The 15,840-nt window shown below is 68.8% G+C and carries 18 protein-coding genes; 7 read left to right on the top strand and 11 right to left on the bottom strand.

All coding sequences use genetic code 11. The features are described from left to right. A partial coding sequence (locus tag U1T56_RS15565; RefSeq protein ID WP_418160406.1) for a hypothetical protein occupies window positions 1–1,594 on the top strand: 1,594 nt, incomplete at its 5' end. A 615-nt stretch (window positions 1,595–2,209) separates the two neighbouring features. Here the strand turns inward: U1T56_RS15565 and U1T56_RS15560 are convergent. The 3 genes from U1T56_RS15560 to U1T56_RS15550 all read right to left on the bottom strand — a co-directional run bounded on the left by U1T56_RS15560 (window position 2,210) and on the right by U1T56_RS15550 (window position 5,097). After that, window positions 2,210–3,631, bottom strand: a complete 1,422-nt coding sequence (locus tag U1T56_RS15560) for a pyridoxal phosphate-dependent decarboxylase family protein (protein ID WP_418160405.1) — start codon at window positions 3,629–3,631, stop codon at window positions 2,210–2,212. An 81-nt stretch (window positions 3,632–3,712) separates the two neighbouring features. Beyond that, window positions 3,713–4,375, bottom strand: a complete 663-nt coding sequence (locus U1T56_RS15555) for a hypothetical protein (RefSeq protein WP_418160404.1) — start codon at window positions 4,373–4,375, stop codon at window positions 3,713–3,715. Between the two features lie 479 nt (window positions 4,376–4,854). Continuing rightward, on the bottom strand, window positions 4,855–5,097 hold the full coding sequence (locus U1T56_RS15550; protein WP_418160403.1) for a DUF1127 domain-containing protein: 243 nt from the start codon (window positions 5,095–5,097) through the stop codon (window positions 4,855–4,857). Window positions 5,098–5,438: 341 nt separating this feature from the next. Here U1T56_RS15550 and U1T56_RS15545 point away from each other — a divergent pair, with 341 nt between their 5' ends. Both U1T56_RS15545 and U1T56_RS15540 read left to right on the top strand, forming a co-directional pair. Next, complete coding sequence (locus U1T56_RS15545; protein ID WP_418160402.1) at window positions 5,439–6,323, top strand: alpha/beta fold hydrolase; 885 nt, start codon at window positions 5,439–5,441, stop codon at window positions 6,321–6,323. A 663-nt stretch (window positions 6,324–6,986) separates the two neighbouring features. Continuing rightward, window positions 6,987–7,250, top strand: coding sequence for a hypothetical protein (locus U1T56_RS15540; RefSeq protein WP_418160401.1), 264 nt, complete (start codon window positions 6,987–6,989; stop codon window positions 7,248–7,250). Window positions 7,251–7,341: 91 nt separating this feature from the next. On the opposite strand, the gene ogt is transcribed toward U1T56_RS15540, so the two are convergent. Next, on the bottom strand, window positions 7,342–7,890 hold the full coding sequence (gene ogt, locus U1T56_RS15535) for a methylated-DNA--[protein]-cysteine S-methyltransferase (RefSeq protein WP_418160400.1): 549 nt from the start codon (window positions 7,888–7,890) through the stop codon (window positions 7,342–7,344). Window positions 7,891–8,036: 146 nt separating this feature from the next. Here ogt and U1T56_RS15530 point away from each other — a divergent pair, with 146 nt between their 5' ends. Next, window positions 8,037–8,492 carry an OsmC family protein gene (locus U1T56_RS15530; protein ID WP_418160399.1) on the top strand — a complete coding sequence of 152 codons (456 nt, stop codon included), beginning with the start codon at window positions 8,037–8,039 and terminating at the stop codon, window positions 8,490–8,492. Here U1T56_RS15530 and U1T56_RS15525 read toward each other — a convergent pair. The 3 genes from U1T56_RS15525 to gatB form a co-directional block, all read right to left on the bottom strand. After that, window positions 8,482–8,994, bottom strand: coding sequence for a hypothetical protein (locus U1T56_RS15525; protein ID WP_418160398.1), 513 nt, complete (start codon window positions 8,992–8,994; stop codon window positions 8,482–8,484). The genes U1T56_RS15530 and U1T56_RS15525 overlap by 11 nt on opposite strands. A 134-nt stretch (window positions 8,995–9,128) precedes the next feature. Then, a complete protein-coding gene (locus U1T56_RS15520; protein ID WP_418160408.1) occupies window positions 9,129–9,596 on the bottom strand; it encodes a YaiI/YqxD family protein in 468 nt (155 codons plus the stop codon). Beyond that, complete coding sequence (gatB, locus tag U1T56_RS15515) at window positions 9,593–11,050, bottom strand: Asp-tRNA(Asn)/Glu-tRNA(Gln) amidotransferase subunit GatB (protein WP_418160397.1); 1,458 nt, start codon at window positions 11,048–11,050, stop codon at window positions 9,593–9,595. Before gatB ends, U1T56_RS15520 begins: the two co-directional genes overlap by 4 nt. An 86-nt stretch (window positions 11,051–11,136) precedes the next feature. On the opposite strand from gatB, the gene U1T56_RS15510 reads away from it, so the two are divergent. Next, the gene (locus tag U1T56_RS15510) at window positions 11,137–11,529 is read left to right on the top strand and encodes a type II toxin-antitoxin system HicB family antitoxin (protein WP_418160396.1); all 393 of its coding nucleotides are present in this window, start codon (window positions 11,137–11,139) and stop codon (window positions 11,527–11,529) included. 4 nt (window positions 11,530–11,533) lie between these two features. Here U1T56_RS15510 and gatA read toward each other — a convergent pair whose 3' ends face one another. Together gatA and gatC are read right to left on the bottom strand one after the other, a co-directional pair. Beyond that, entirely contained in the window at window positions 11,534–13,015 is a 1,482-nt protein-coding gene (gene gatA / locus U1T56_RS15505) for an Asp-tRNA(Asn)/Glu-tRNA(Gln) amidotransferase subunit GatA (RefSeq protein ID WP_418160395.1), read from the bottom strand. After that, window positions 13,012–13,299 (bottom strand): Asp-tRNA(Asn)/Glu-tRNA(Gln) amidotransferase subunit GatC, encoded by a 288-nt coding sequence (gene gatC / locus U1T56_RS15500; RefSeq protein WP_418160394.1) that lies wholly within the window; start codon window positions 13,297–13,299, stop codon window positions 13,012–13,014. Before gatC ends, gatA begins: the two co-directional genes overlap by 4 nt. A gap of 70 nt (window positions 13,300–13,369) precedes the next feature. On the opposite strand from gatC, the gene ruvX reads away from it, so the two are divergent. After that, window positions 13,370–13,843, top strand: coding sequence for a Holliday junction resolvase RuvX (gene ruvX, locus U1T56_RS15495; protein WP_418160393.1), 474 nt, complete (start codon window positions 13,370–13,372; stop codon window positions 13,841–13,843). A gap of 42 nt (window positions 13,844–13,885) precedes the next feature. Here the strand turns inward: ruvX and U1T56_RS15490 are convergent, their stop codons facing one another. Together U1T56_RS15490 and U1T56_RS15485 are read right to left on the bottom strand one after the other, a co-directional pair. Next, window positions 13,886–14,578 (bottom strand): YsnF/AvaK domain-containing protein, encoded by a 693-nt coding sequence (locus U1T56_RS15490; protein WP_418160392.1) that lies wholly within the window; start codon window positions 14,576–14,578, stop codon window positions 13,886–13,888. A gap of 45 nt (window positions 14,579–14,623) precedes the next feature. Beyond that, a complete protein-coding gene (locus U1T56_RS15485; protein ID WP_418160391.1) occupies window positions 14,624–15,025 on the bottom strand; it encodes a DUF2382 domain-containing protein in 402 nt (133 codons plus the stop codon). Window positions 15,026–15,280: 255 nt separating this feature from the next. Between U1T56_RS15485 and U1T56_RS15480 the strand changes: the two genes are divergently transcribed. Next, window positions 15,281–15,736, top strand: coding sequence for a phasin family protein (locus U1T56_RS15480; protein WP_418160390.1), 456 nt, complete (start codon window positions 15,281–15,283; stop codon window positions 15,734–15,736). The last annotated feature ends 104 nt before the right edge of the window (window positions 15,737–15,840 follow it).

Genomic DNA, 15,840 nt, shown 5'->3' with positions numbered 1-15,840 from the left:
CATACCTGTGCCTCCCGCAGCCCTGGAAACCGCGGCAATCCTAGCCCATGGCCGGATGACTTTGAAGGCTAATCAGGATGGAAATAACAATTCTTATACTGGAATACTTAACGATGCAGAATCTGTTGCTGGAAGTTCTGGTCATGTCATGATTCAGGCTAATATTATTGAAATCTATGATGGCGGACTTATCAGAAGCGAAACAATAGGATCTGGGAATGCAGGCAATATAACAGTTTCAGATGCTTCCCGACTGATCATTGATGGCAGCCATTATCCTGCAATATTTACCGGGATTGCCGCCAATACCTACAATAAATCCATGGGCGCTGGTGACGCGGGAATGGTGACGATCCATGCCGACGTCCTCGAGCTTCGCGGTGGCGGCGAGATCAGCAGTGGCACCTTTGGCAAGGGAAACGCAGGCGAGGTCACGGTAAACGCGCGACAGCTAACCATCGATGGCCCCAATTCGCCTTCATTCGCCGGCATCGGCAGCCAAGCCAACGCCGGCTCCACGGGCGGCCGGGCAGGAGCCGTCACGGTCACCGCCGGCCTCCTCGAGCTTCGTGGCGGGGGTACGATCGCCACCAGCACCTTCGGGCCGGGTGACGCGGGCGAGGTCACGGTGGATGCGCGGCAGCTCATCATCGACGGCGACGGCTCGGATTTCACCACCGGCATCACGAGCGACGTGGGGACTTCCGGCGGCTTCATCGGGACGGGTGACGCCGGCACGGTGTCGGTCACGGCGCAGGACCTTATGGTGCGCGGCGAGCACGGCACGATCCGCAGTGGCGCCTTCGGGCGGGGTGATGCAGGCCGGGTGATGGTTACCGCCGGCCGTATCATCACCGTCGATGGTGGCAAGGTTGAGACGGACAGCGACACCAGCGGTGCGGCGGGCAATGTTGACGTGCATGCGCCACGCGTGGTGGTGCGCGACGGCGGCCTGATCGGCTCCTCCGGCACCGGCACCGGCCCTGCCGGCGACGTGCAGCTCACGGCCGACATCCTGGAGGTGGCGGATGCGAGCATCCGTACGGTGGGGGCCAGCAGCCAGGGTGGCGCGATCGCGGTCAGTGCCTCGGAGCTGATCGAACTCAGGGACGCGGAAGTAACGGCGAGCGGCGCCGTGCCCGAGACCGGTAGGAGCGTGATCACGCTGCGAGCCCCGCTGATCGCGGTCAACGACAGTGAGGTGACCGCGCTCACCGGCACCGGCGTGCCGCTCACGACCAGCGGCTTAGTAGAGCTGTTCGGCGGCACGACCGTGATCTCGTCCAACAGCTCCGTAGCGGCAAGCTCGGGGGTAACGGTGACCGGTCTCGAGAACGAGGTCGGCTCGCAACTGGTGGTGCCGCAGGGCGTGTTCCTGAATGCCGACAACCTGCTGCGGGCGAGCTGCGCGGCACGGCGGACGGCCACGGCCAGCAGCTTCACCGCGATGGGCCGGGGCGGGCTGCCGTCGGACCCGGCTGGGTCGGTCTCCGGCTCCTACACCGACCCGGATCGTGCCGCAGCAACAGATCAGGCCAGGCCGGTGCTCGCGGCCAGCTTCGGCGAGGGCTGCAAGACGGACCCAGACGGCTAGCGTGTACTCGCTGCCGCCGGGCCTTCGATCCTATCTCTATCGGCTATCTTGCCTGCTACCTTTGCACGGACGTTCATGCGTTCGGATGGAACAGCAGCTCGATCCCATGGATGCCGAGGCGCCCCGCCTCGACCCCAACTCAGCCGACGTGCTCATCCTCTGCCCCGGCTGGGCCAGCAGCTTCGACAAAGGACGCCAAGGTGGCGGACCACGCCATGCGCCTCGACCCTAACTGCCCGATGTGAGCGGCCCAGAGCTACACTATAGGTGGATCTGCTTCATGGCACAGGTGGGACGGCTTCATGGCCAGCCGCCCTCAGGACGCCTTGCCCTGGTGCACCTGCCGGATGCGGCGCGGGCGGGGTGGTATGTCCGCGAGGCTGCACGCGCCGCATCACGGGCGGGTCCGTCTTGTGCGCAAACGTATCCTAGGATAATATTCCGAGTCGCCCCAGGATGGCTGCAAGGCGGGAACTCGTGACCTTGCAAACGAAAATTGCACGAACGATTTCGAGAAAGCTAGTTATATCAACCATTAACACATTTTGTGCTGGCGGCATGGCCGGCGTGGTGCGGCTTGAGCCCCTTCACCCGACCATCCTGGCTGCCGCCACCCTACGGCCGCAGCCGTGCCGCGATCTCGCGGATCAATGCCCACGCTTCCTCGACGTGCCGCCGCTCGGTCCAGGTGCCGCCCACCGATACACGGATGGTGTAGCGACCCTTGAGCCGGTTCTGGGTCAGGTAGAGGCGGCCGTCGTCGTTGATCGCGTGCAGGAGCCGCTCGTTCAAGCCGTCCAGCACGGCCTCGTTCTCGATGCCGTGCGGCTGCCAGCGGAAGGAGAGCAGCGCCAGGTTGGGGCCGGTGACCAGCTCGAAGTCGGGGTCGGCCGCGATCCAGTCCGCGAGCTCCTTCGCCCATGCCATGTGCCGGCGCAGCATGGCCTGCAGCCGCTCGACGCCGTAGCTCCTGAGCACGAACCAGAGCTTGAGCGCCCGGAAGCGGCGGCCGAGCGGGATGCCCCAGTCGCGGTAGTCGATCACCTGCCCGGTCTCGCGGCCGACGAGATAGGACGGCATGACGGTGAGCGTGCGCACGAGCGCTTCGGGATCGCGCACGAAATGGGCCGAGCAGTCGAAGTTCGTGAACAGCCATTTGTGCGGGTTGAACACGAAGCTGTCGACGTTCTCGATTCCTTCGATCATCCAGTGCTGCTCCGGGCACAGGAGAGCGCTGCCGGCCCAGGCGGCGTCGACATGGAGATAGACCCCCTGCTCGCGGCAGATGGTGCCGACGGCGGCGAGCGGATCGCAGGCGCCGACCCCGGTGGTGCCGAGCGAGGCCACCACGCAGGCCGGCACGATTCCGGCCGCCCGGTCGGCGCGGATCGCGGCCTCGAGCGCGTCGGGGCGCATGGCGAAGGCGGCATCGGTCGGAACGAGGCGCAGGCCCTCGCGGCCGAGGCCCGCGATCCGGACCGCCTTCTCGACCGAGGAGTGCGCCTGCTCCGAGGCGTAGACGGCGAGCGGCGGGACGGTGCGCAGCCCGGCCCGATCGGCCTGCCAGCCCGTGGCCCGCTCGCGCGCGACGAGCACGGCGCAGAGCGTGGCCGAGGAGGCGCTGTCCTGGATGACGCCGGCGAAGCCCTCGGGCAGGCCGATGAGCCGGCGCACCCAGTCGAGCACGCGGCTCTCGAGCTCGGTCGCCGCGGGCGAGGTCTGCCACAGCATGCACTGGGCCGCGATGGTCGCGGTCAGCATCTCGGCCAGGACCGAAGGCGGGCTGGCGTTGGCCGGGAAGTAGGCCATGAAGCGCGGATGCTGCCAGTGGGTGATGCCGGGCAGCACGATCCGCTCGAAGTCGGCCATGATCGCGTCGAACGGCTCGGCTCCGACCGGTGCCTCGCCCGGAAGCTGCGCCACGACCTCGCCCGGCTGCACCTGGGCGCGCACAGGGCGATGCTCGATGGTGGCGAGATAGTCCGCCATCCAGTCGACGAGACGATGCGCCTCACGACGGAACTGCTCCAGGTCCATGACGTCCTCCGGCAGTCGAACGGAAGGCACGCCTAGACAGGGTGGCCGGCGCTGGCAAGCCTCGGTGCGCGGACCCGTGGCTCAGCCCGCGTGTGGCTCCGGCCGGTGCCGGGGCGGGGCGACGACCGAGCCCGTCGCGGTGGCGTTGCGGCGGCCACAGCGCCGGCAGTCGAACTCGTCCCAGTACCAGTGGATCCGGTTCGGGGCGGCGCAGGAGGAGCAGATCGCTTCGGGCCGCTCGCGCAGGCAGCGCTCGATGAACAGCCAGGCCTCGCGCGAGAAGCCTTCGGCCTCGAGCGCCGCGAGCCTCTCCCGCCCGGCGCGGCTCAGCCGCACCCGGCTCGAGGCGACCATGACGAGGCCGAGATCCTCGGCCTCGTTCAGGTTGCGGGCGAGCAGGAGGCGCCATTCGGCGATCTCGGGCAGCATGTCCGCGAGCTGCTCGAGCGGCCGGCCAGCGCCCACGAGATCCAGGAGCAGGGCCAGACGCCCCCGCTCGACGGCATCGGGCCGGAGCACGCGGAGCAGGCCGGAGATGCGCCGGAACGCGGCCGGCGGCACGACGGGCCCCTCGAGCCCGCGCGCGATCTCCCGCCAGCCCTTGAGCGGCGCCAGGCTCGCGCGTCCGAGAGTCGCTGGAGGTGCGGGTGGTCCGCAGTGCCCGGACGCGCGGCGCAGGCCGTTGCCGATGCCGCACCAGGCGAGCAGCCGGGCAGGCAGCGAGTGAATCTGGGCTTCCGACATGGCGCTGGGCTCCTCCGCCGGACCGACGCACCGACACCGGGCCGCAGGAGGATCGGGTGCGAAGGGCTGTGCGGGCAGCACGCAGCCTTTCCGGCCGTTTCCAGTCCCCGCGGATCGACTGCTCGCCGGCTCTCCTGCAGAGCGCCACGGCCGCACGGTCGCGTTCGGTTGAACGAGAGACTTGTAGTCTCCCTTAGGTTGCAATCGCGTTAACTGTCAACCAGGGGAGCATGGTCGCCATGCGCGGCCGGAAGGCACGATCGTGCCGGATCTGCAGGCGTTCGGCCGCATCGACGGCCGGCCTGAGATCGATCGTCGCAGCGGCTCGATCGGGCAGAGAAGGAAGGGAGGAGGAAGGATCACCGGTCGCCAAAGCGCTGGGGTCGGCTCGGTGAGAAGAGAGAAGCCGAGGAGCGCCTGCCGCGATGACCGGCCGCCGGTTGCAGCCGGTCATCGCCGGGAGAGGCGCATCGAGTGCCTCAGGCGCTGCGGGCGCAGCGGCGGGCGACGAACTCGATGTCGCCGCGGGTCAGGCCGATGTCCTCGAGCTCGCGGTCGGTGAGGGAAGCGAGCTCGGAGAGCGTCTCCTGATAGCGCCGCTGCTCGGCGAACCACTGGCCGATGCGGTGCAGGAGCCGGCCCACGATGCCGCCGGTAGCGGGCGTGGCGTGCGTCGCCGCCGAGGCGCCGAGCACCCGGTAGGGATTCACAAGCGTCGTCATGGTCGTATCAGGCCCGAGTGAGGCGCTCGCATCCACATCCTGCCGGCCGGAGCGGTCGGCGGCTGCGAGCGCCGCTAGACACACCAGTCTATATGTTGCAGGCGCGTTGTAGCAGAACAGCTAATTTTGCAACGCAGCATTGCCAGCGCTTCCGCACCCTCATGCCGCAGGCGTGGCAGTTCGGCACGATGGCTCGACGAAAATGCAACAGTATGTCGCTCCTCGACGGCCGGCCGGACGCGAGCAGGCGGCGGGCGACGGCGTGGGCGCGCGAGGCTGGACCTCGGGTCGGGCATGGCCGAGACTGTGCGCTGGGGACCGACGACAGGGAGGGCCGGCAGGTGTTCGAGGGCTTCGCGACGCACCGGATCGCGGCGAGCGGCACGGAGATCTTCCTGTGCACGAAAGGCGAAGGCGAGCCGCTGCTGCTCCTGCACGGCTACCCGCAGACCCACGCCATGTGGCACGCGATCGCGCCGGCCCTGGCCGAGCGCTTCACCGTGGTCTGCCCGGACCTGCGCGGCTACGGCGACAGCGGGAAGCCGCCTTCGGACGCCGCGCACGCGACCTATGCCAAGCGCACGAGCGCCATGGACATGGTCGAGGTCATGGCGGCTTTGGGCTTCGGACGCTTCATGGCGGCCGGGCACGACCGGGGCGGGCGGGTCGTGCACCGGATGTGTCTCGACCATCCCGAGCGGGTGACGCGCGCCGCCGTGCTCGACATCGTCCCGACGCGGACACTCTTCCGGGCGACCGACCAGGCGATCGCCACCGGCTACTATCACTGGTTCTTCCTGATCCAGCCCGAGCCACTGCCGGAGCGGTTGATCGGCGCTGATCCATCGTTCTATCTGCGAGAGAATCTCGCCCGCTGGTCCGGCAGCCGGGACATGCGCTGGGTGGTGCCCGAGGCGCTGGCCGAGTACGAGCGCTGTTTCTCCGATCCCGCCACCATCCACGCCACGTGCGAGGACTATCGCGCCGCTGCGACCGTGGACCTCGCCCACGACGAGGCGGACCTCGACCGGAAGATCGCCTGTCCGCTTCTCGTGCTCTGGGGTGAGCAGGGACTGATGCACCGGCACTTCGACGTGCTCGCCACCTGGCGCGAGAAGGCGAGCGGCCCGGTCGAGGGCACGGCGCTTCCTTGTGGCCACTTCCTCGCCGAGGAGCGGCCTGCGGAGACGCTGGAGCACCTGTTGCGCTTTTTCGCGCTCCATTAGCGGATCGGATCCGCCGGAGGCTGCCCCGGAGTATCTTCGGCTCAGGGGGCGAGCTGCAGGCGGCGACGAGCGAGAGCATCGGGCCCCGCACAGACCCTTGCGACGCCTCGCCCCGACCATGCTCGCATTCCTGATGACGATGAGACGCAAGAGGCTGTGCCTCGCCCGTCCTGCGATCACCGCAGCCCGGAGGGTGCCCTCATGCCCGGCTCCCCCTTGCTGGCTCGCACGGGAATCCCCGGTTGCCGCTGGAACGATCCTTCGATTCTGCATCGCATTCTGCACCGCCTTGCTGGATCCTCGGGCATACGATCCCGGGATCCTCGCAACCGAGGATGGCATGCCCCTTGCAACCGGGCAGCCGGTGAACGGCATCTTGGCAATACGGCGCGCATGCCGATCGAAACATCGGCTCGCTCCGGCCGGGAACGCTATACGGGAGCAGTCTCGATGGCGCCTGCGTCTCGTCGGGCCGGGTGTGGATCGCACAGGCCGTCGTGCTGGTGCCGAGTGACGGCACGACCGGCCCGGCGCGCTACGTGGCGACATCCGACACCCCCGCCGGTCGTGCCCAGCGGGCGCGCGACGCTGGCAGAGGATCGTTCACCGAGAGGGCAGGCATCGACCCTGCCCATCAGCCATAGATAGGGAGGAAGGCGATCGATGGAACGTCGCGTGCGCACGATCTGGCGGGTCCGACAGCGCTACCGCCGGACCGCCGAGCTGCTGAGCCTGGCAGGAGCCGTTGCCGGCGCGCTCGTAGCGGTGTCGAGCACGGGCGCTGTTCTGGACGGTGCTGCCTGGCTCGATCGCCACGTCCTGGTGACGGCAGCACTGGCCGCTGCCGCCACCGGCCTCGCGATACGGCTGTTGGTGCGCGGCGTCTGGCGCGTGCACCGGCGGCTTCGTGCCGAGCAGTGGGCTTGAGGCGCCGTGCCGGGCGTTTCCCTGCTCGGGCAGGGCAGTATGCGGCTGCCGGGGTGCAAGGATCGGCCGGGATCGCCCGGAGGCGATGAAGTCAGTCCCCGAGCGGAAGCTCGGGGGCAGTTCCCCTCCAGCTTTCGTGCGCGAGGAGCCAGCGCTTGCGAGGCAGGCCGCCGCCATAGCCGGTGAGCGAGCCGTCGGCGCCGATGACGCGATGGCAGGGCACCACGATGGCGATCGGATTGGCGCCGTTGGCGAGGCCCACGGCGCGCACGGCGGCGGGGCGGCCGATGCGGCGGGCGAGCGTGGCGTAGGAGATCGTCTCGCCGCACGGGATCCGCCGCAGCGCCTGCCAGACCTGGCGCTGGAAAGGGCTGCCGCCCGTGGCCGTCGGCAGATCGTCGATCGCGTGCAGATCGCCGGCGAAATAGGCTTCGAGTGCTTCGCGGTGCGCGGTGCGACCCGGTGCCGGCCGCAGGACGAAGCCGCCGGCACCGTAATGCCGGGACAGGAGCCGCTCCATGCCGGCCATGTCTTCGACCCAGTCGACCGCCCGCAAGTGCCCGGCCTCGTCCGAGACGACGACGAGATCGCCGATCGGGGTCGGCATCTCCTCGGTGAGGAGGCGGAGAGGCTCGGCCATGACCGTTGTTCCAGGACGGGGCGCTCGGGACGGCAGGCATAGCGCAAGGATCACATCGGCTCCAGCGCACCGGCCGCCTGGAACCCTGGTCCACGACGCCGGGAAGGGGTAGGAACGGCGGCCGGAAGCCGGAGGAGCGAGGAGCGATGCGGGCGCGGATCAAGTGGGTCGAGGGGCGGACCTTCGTCGGCGAGAGCGGCAGCGGGCACGGGCTCGTCATCGACGGGCCGGCAGAGGCCGGCGGGCGCAATCTGGGGCCGAGCCCGATGGAACTCGTTCTGATCGGCACGGGCGGCTGCACGGCGTTCGACGTGGTCGAGATCCTGAAGAAGGGGCGGCACGCGGTCGAGGACTGCGAGGTGCGGCTCGAGGCGGAGCGGGCGGCGGAGCCGCCCAGGGTGTTCACGAGGATCAGGATGCGGTTCGTCGTGACCGGGCGGAGTCTGCCCCGTGCCGCGGTCGAGCGGGCGGTGACGCTCTCGGCCGAGAAATACTGCTCGGCCTCGATCATGCTCGCGAAGACCGCCGAGATCACGCACGAGATCGAGATCCGGGAGAGCGCCGCGGCGGATCGATCGGTGACCCGCGGCCTCAGCGCCTGAGCGCCTCGTCGCGCGCTTCCGACCAGCCGCACTCCCAGGCGAGGTGGTCGGGCGTGTCGGAAGCGAAAGGATTGTCGCTGAGCGCGCGCCGCTCGGCGAATGCCTGCATGCCGGCGTGGAAAGCGGGCAGGCGCGGATCGTCCTCGGGGCCGGGGCGGCTCGTCGTAGCCATGAAGGCGCGGAACTCCGGGAAGGTGCGGAGCACCGACTGATCGATCCCGTCCGGGTGCTCGGCCAGGAGCCGGACGCCACGCGGGGTGAGACGGTAGCGGCCGTCGTCCGCGGGCACGATGGCGCAGGCGCCCTCGAGGAGTCGGGCGGCCTCCTCGAACCGGCGCGTCAGCTCCTCGGGGGCGAGGGCGAGTGGCTCGCCCGCAGCGGCAAGGTGCGCGCGCAAGCGTGCGACGGCATCGTCGAGCCGTGCCGGCCCTTCGCGCGCCGCCCGCAGGACGGCCAGCATGAAATCGGGCTCGTGCAGAAGGATCGGCTCGGCGTCGTCCATGCCTTGGTCCTTGAGAGCCAATGCTCGACCATGTCAGGTCCGATCGGGACGGGCAACCCGTTCGGGCAAGAAGAAGACGGCAGGCCGCATCGGTTCCCTTCCGGCGCGAGGCGGGCGGAACCGGACGGGCATCGTCAGCGTCCGGTCCGACGGATCGCCTGGACGGCGGCATCGAGGGTCTGGAGGAAGCGCGAGCGGTCCTCCTTGGTGAACGGGCGGCCGCCACCGCGGATCTGGCCGGTGTCGCGCAGCTCGGTCATCAGGTTGCGGGTGGCGAGGTCGTTGCCGATCGAGGCCTCGGTGAAGGCGCGGCCGGTGGGGGCGATGACGCGGGCACCCTGCTTGATGCAGCGGCTCGCGAGCGGCACGTCGGCGGTGATCGCGATGTCGCCGGGGCCGACGTGCTCGACGATCCAGTCGTCGGCGCGGTCCAGCCCGCCGCTCACCGTGACCCGCTCGATCAGCGGCGATTCCGGCACGCGCAGCCAGCCGTTCGCGACCACCTTCACCTGGAGGCCGTAGCGGCCGGCGACGCGGTAGACCTCGTCCTTCACCGGGCAGGCGTCGCCGTCGACGTAGATCTCGAGCATCCGCCGGCTCAGCCGAGGCCCAGCTTCTTCGCCACGATCTGGTTGACGATGCCCGGGTTGGCCTTGCCGCCCGTGGCCTTCATCACCTGGCCCGTGAACCAGCCCGCGACCTTGGGGTTCTTCTGCACGGTCGCGACCTGGTTCGGGTTGTCGGCGATGAGCTGCTCCACGATGGCCTCGATGGCGCTCGTGTCGGTCACCTGCTTCAGGCCGCGCTCCTCGACGATTGCCTCGGGATCGCCGCCGGTCTCGAACATGATCGCGAACACGTCCTTGGCGATCCGGCCGCTGATCACGTCGGTCTTCAGGAGGTCGAGCAGCTTGCCGAGGCTCGAGGCGCTGACCGGGCTTTCCTCGATCTCCTTGCCGGCCTTGGCGAGGAGACCGAACAGCTCGTTGATGACCCAGTTCGCGGCCTGCTTGGCGTCGCGTCCCTTCGCCACCTCCTCGAAGTAGCGCGCGGTCGCGGCCTCGGCGACGAGGACACCGGCATCATAAGCCGGAAGCCCGTATTCCTCGATGAAGCGGGCCTTCTTCTCGTCGGGGAGCTCGGGGAGATCCTGCGCGATCCTCTCGATGAACGCGTCGTCGAGCTCGATCGGGAGAAGGTCGGGATCGGGGAAGTAGCGATAGTCGTGCGCTTCTTCCTTCGAGCGCATCGAGCGCGTCTCGCCCTTCGCGGAATCGAACAGGCGCGTCTCCTGCACGATCTCGCCGCCCGATTCCAGGATCTCGATCTGACGGCGCGCCTCGTACTCGATGGCGCGGCCGACGAAGCGCATCGAGTTGACGTTCTTGATCTCGCAGCGCGTGCCGAACGTCCGGTCGCCCACCCGACGCACGGAGACGTTGGCGTCGCAGCGCAGGCTGCCTTCCTCCATGTTGCCGTCGCACGTCCCGAGATAGCGCAGGATCGAGCGCAGCTTCTTCATGTAGAGCATCGCCTCCTCGGGCGAGCGGATGTCGGGCTCGGAGACGATCTCCATGAGTGCCACGCCCGAGCGGTTGAGGTCGATGAGGCTGGCATCGGCATGGCTCTCGTGCAGCGACTTGCCGGCGTCCATCTCGAGATGGAGGCGGGTGATGCCGATGTCCTTGGTGCTGCCGTCGGGAAGATCGATCGTGAGCTTGCCCTTGCCCACGATCGGATGCTGGTACTGGCTGATCTGATAGCCGTTGGGAAGATCCGGGTAGAAATAGTTCTTCCGCTCGAACACCGAGAGCTTGTTGATCTTGGCCTTGAGGCCGAGGCCGGTCCTCACCGCCTGCTCGATGCAGAACCCGTTCACCACCGGCAGCATGCCCGGCATGCCGGCATCGACCGGCGAGACCTGCGTGTTGGGCGCGGCACCGAACGCGGTCGCGGCCCCGCTGAACAGCTTGGCGTTGCTCGTGACCTGCGCGTGCACCTCGAGACCGCAGACGACCTCCCAGGTGCCGGTGTTGCCTTCGATGGTGTAGGGCATTGCAAGAGCTTCCCGGTTTTCGACTATGCCGTGAACGACGGCGGAAGCAGTGCTGTCTGTGATGCGAAAATCCGGAGTGGCCACGGATGCGCTTCGCCTACCCGATCGAGCTCGAGCGAATGACCGAGGAGGATGGCGGCATCTGGCTCGTCACTTTCCCGGACTGGAACAACGCCGTCACTGACGATGAGGACGTCCCCGAGGCGATGGCGAACGCCCGCGACTACCGCGAGGAGTTGCTCGCCTGTTCCATCGGGCGGCGGCTGCCGATCCCGGCGCCCGGCCCGCCTGGCAACCGGGCGCCGGTCGAGCCGGAGGCCGGCCTTGCCCTGGAGGCGGCGCTCTGGCACGCCCTGCACGAGCAGGGTGCCACGGGGGGCGAGCTCGCCCGGCGCCTCATCGCCCGGCCCGAGCTGATCCGCCGGGCGCTCGCCGCGCTCGGCAAGCGCGTCGTGGTCGAGCTCGAGGACGCCGCCTGACACCTTACGCCGTCTCCTCCAGCCCATAGGGCAGGGTCGTGAACCCGGCCGCGTCCTCGATCGCCTTGCCGACGCGGAACACCGTGGCCTCGTCCCAGGCGCGGCCGATGACCTGAAGGCCGAGTGGCAGACCGCTGGCGTCGAGTCCGACCGGGACCGAGAGGCCGGGCAGGCCCGCGAGGTTGACCGTCACCGTGAACACGTCGTTGAGGTACATGGCGACCGGATCGTCCATCTTCTCGCCGGCGCGGAACGCGGCGGAAGGGGCGGTGGGGGTCAGGAGCGCATCGCAGCGCTCGAAGGCCGCATCGAAGTCCTCGACGATCCGGCGCCGCACCTTCTGCGCCTTCAGATAGTAGGCGTCGTAGTAGCCTGCCGAGAGCACGTAGGTGCCGATCATGATCCGGCGCTGCACCTCGGCGCCGAAGCCGGCGGCACGCGTCTTCATGTAGGTCTCGACGAGGTTCTTCCCCTCGACCCGAAGCCCGTAGCGCATCCCGTCGTAGCGGGCGAGGTTCGAGGAGGCCTCGGCCGGAGCGATGATGTAATAGGTAGGAAGCGCGTACTTCGTGTGCGGCAGCGAGACCTCGACGATCTCGGCACCCTGGCGCTCCAGCCAGTCGGCACCCTCGCGCCACACGCGCTCGATCTCGGCCGGCATGCCGGGGATCGCGTACTCCTTGGGAATGCCGATGCGTAAGCCCCGGACGTCGCCCGTGAGCGTGCCCGCCCAGTCCGGCACTTCCATGTCGGCGCTCGTGCTGTCCAGGGGATCGTAGCCCGACATGGCCTGGAGCAGGAGTGCGCAGTCCTCGACGGTGCGTGCCATCGGGCCCGCCTGGTCGAGCGAACTCGCGAACGCGACCGTGCCCCAGCGCGAGCAGCGGCCGTAGGTCGGCTTGATGCCGACGATGCCGCAGAATGCGGCCGGCTGACGGATCGAGCCGCCGGTGTCCGTGCCGGTGGCGCCTGAGCACAGCCGTGCGGCCACGGCCGCGGCCGAACCGCCGGAGCTGCCGCCGGGGACGAGGTCGCTGTTGTCGCTCTTGCGCGTCCAGGGATTGCGCACGCCGCCGTAATAGGAGGTCATGTTGGACGAGCCCATGGCGAACTCGTCGAGGTTGGTCTTGCCGAGGCAGACGGCACCCGCCTCCCAGAGCTTCCGCGTCACCGTCGACTCGTAGGGCGGAATGAACCCGTCCAGGATGTGCGAGGCGGCGGTGGTGAGGATGCCCTTCGTGCAGAAGAGATCCTTGATCGCGAGCGGGATGCCTTCGAGCAGCCCGGCTTCGCCCCGCGCGAGCCTGGCATCCGCGGCTTCCGCCATGCGCAGCGCCTGCTCCGGCGTCTCGGTGATGAAGGCGTTGAGCGCCCGATGGCGCTCCATGGCGGCGAGATGCGCCTGCGCGAGCTCGCGTGCGGAGAACGACCTGGCCTCGAGCCCGTCGCGGGCGGCCTTGAGGGTGAGATGGGTGAGGTCCGTCATTCGACCACCTTGGGCACGACGAAGTAGCCGTCATGGGACTTGGGTGCGTTCCTGAGGATGTCGTCCGGACGGTTGCCGTCGGTGACGACGTCCTCGCGCCAGTGCGCCTTGATCGGCATCACCGCGCGCAGCGGCTCCACGCCGTCGGTGTTCACCTCGCCCAGCTGCTCGATCCAGTCGAGAATCTTGGACAGCTCGCCGGCGAGCCGTTCCTGGTGGGCCTCCGGCACCTCGATCCGCGCCAGCGTCGCGATGCGCGCCACCGTGGCCTTGTCGAGCGACATGGGCAACAATCCCCGTGGAAGATCCGGCAGCTCCTCGCCGGTCATGGAAGCGCCGCGGAAGCTACACGCCTTGACCTTGTGTGACAATCTCGGGGACTTCCTCGCCGCCCTGCCGACCAGGGGCTCCCTCTTGGCGCTCGATCTCTCCAAGCGCCGGATCGGGCTCGCCGGGACCGATCCGGAGCGCCGGCTGGTCACACCGCTGCGGACGTTCGAGCGAGCGGACCGGGCCAGGGACATCGAGCGCTTGCGTCAGGTCATCCGCGAGCGGCAGGTCGTAGGCCTCGTTCTCGGCCTGCCGCTCAACATGGACGGCAGCGAGGGGCCGATGGCCGAGGCCGCACGCCGCGAGGCCAGACGGTTCGTGGCGGCGCTGAACCTCCCGCTGCTCCTGCAGGACGAGCGGCTCACGACGTTTGCCGTCGAGGACGCGATCGAAGAGGGCCGACTGCCGCGACCCAGGAAGGGCCAGCCGATCGACCACTACGCGGCCGCGGTGATCCTGGAGGATGCGCTCCGGGCGATGGCCGGACTCCGTCCATAGGGCGGGCCCGAGCATCGGGCCCGCCCTGCCGAAACCCGGACCTCAGCGGCGCTTCCTCGCCTGCGGCTCGATCTTCTCGACCTCGACCTCGGTGCGGCGGACCTTGTCCTTCACCGTGCGCTCGCGCTCCTCGGCCTCCCTGCGGAGCGTTATCTCCTCGACCACGCGCGCCTCTTTCCCGACCGCGAGCTCCTCGGCCGTTTCGGTCATCTCCACGACCTTGTCCTGGAACGCCGCTTCGGCCTCGTCCTCGCTCAGTTCCCGGTCCGCGGACCGGCGCTCGGCCGTGACGTGCTCCTCGCGTAAGGTGACGGTCTCCTCGACGGGTTGCTCTTCCACCCGGCTCGTCACGCGCACGCCGCCGCGCAGCACCTTGTGCTTGCCGACCGCGAGCTCCTCCTCGGCCACGGGCACGCTCTCGGCCTGTTCGCGCTTCCGGCGCTGCCCGTCGGAGGCGCCTTCCTCGGCTTCGTAGCGCTCCATGATCGCCACGGCCTGCTGGATGCGGACCTCGGGCGCATAGGCCGCGAGCAGCTGCTTGCCGCGCCCGGCCGCTTCGGCATAAGAGCGCGCATCGTCCTCGGCGAAGCCGCGGCCGACGATCGCGGCGACGAGCGCTTCGCCCTCGGCGTCGAGAAGCTCGATCTCGCGATCCTGAAAGCCTGCATCACGCAGCTCGCTGGTCACCTTGCGCACGATATCGTCGTCGAAAACGCCGATCACGGTTGTCGTCATGATGTCGATCTCCCGAGTTTGGAATAAGGGGTCTGTGCGGCCGTCTCAGGCCGGGGCGTCGTCTTCGGCGTCGAGGCGTTCGACGACAGGCTCCTCGCGGCGCAGGCGCACGCGTTCCGTGGCGAGCCGGTTCGAGTGGCGGCGGGTGACGCGGATCTCCTCGACCAGCTTCAGGCGCTTCTCGGCCACGACCACCTCCTCGTGGATCGGTATGATCGTGGTATCTCCCTCCTGACGGATCGGGGCTGCGGTCTCCACCCACGCATCGACCGGAACCCGCTCGACCTCGACCTCCTCGCTGGCGACGGGCTCCTCGATCACCTGCTCGTGTTCTGAGTTAACAATCCTAATACGTACGGCGCCGGTGATCCGCTTGCGCTTGCGGATGACTGCCCGTTCTTCGACTACTGGGATAGTCGTCTCATCGTTCCGGGTCGGCGTGGCCATCTGCCTTTTTCCCGCCCTGTTGGATGTGCAGGGGGAGAACCACTCGCCGGGCCGATCGTTCCACCGCGTTGCAGCATGATCTTCGACATGCCTGACCGACGGGGACTCCCTTTTCAGGAATGAAGATCGTCACGAGGATCTCACGAAATTTCGGCAAGCTCGGAACCATTCGCGGTGCGAGACTTTTCGCAGTGCGTCACGAAGGCGCCACGTGCGCCGACGATCGGACCGACAAGCAGCGAGAGAGGGAAGTCGATGGCGCAGATTGCCAACCGTGATGCCGAGCGCAACGAGGCCAACCGGGCGACCGATGCCGCGAAGGAGGCAGCCGATAGGACTGCGAACCTCGCCAAGGAGGCGACCAGTCGGACGACGGATGTGGCGAGAGATGCTGCGGAGCGGATCGGTGACGCCGGCCGGCGGATGCTGGCCGGCTCGTCCGAGGCCGCGGACACGGCGCTCCGGATCGAGAGCGATCTGGCGCGCCTGTGGCTCGAGCTCACCAACCAGCAGCTCCGGCACAATGCCGAGACCCTGCAGCGCCTCGTCGCCGTGCGCGACTGGCGCGAGGCGATCGAGATCCAGAGCGCCTTCGTCCAGGAGACCTTGTCGCGGCTCGCCGACGGCCTGTCGCGTCAGCTCGACCTGACCGGCAGCCTGGCCACCCGCCTGCTCGAGGTCGGCCGCGGGCAGGCCAATCGCACGATCTGAGCGAGGGTTCGTCCTGACGCCGTGGCGGGGGGCCGGCCCCGGGCGGGCCGCCGCCACAGAAAAAAGCCGGGGGGAGGACACCCCCGCCCGGCGGGGGCGGGCGG

This window comes from Benzoatithermus flavus, from assembly GCF_037908215.1.
In the GTDB taxonomy this organism is placed as follows: domain Bacteria; phylum Pseudomonadota; class Alphaproteobacteria; order Geminicoccales; family Geminicoccaceae; genus Benzoatithermus; species Benzoatithermus flavus.
This window is presented reverse-complemented; position numbering and strand designations above follow the sequence as displayed.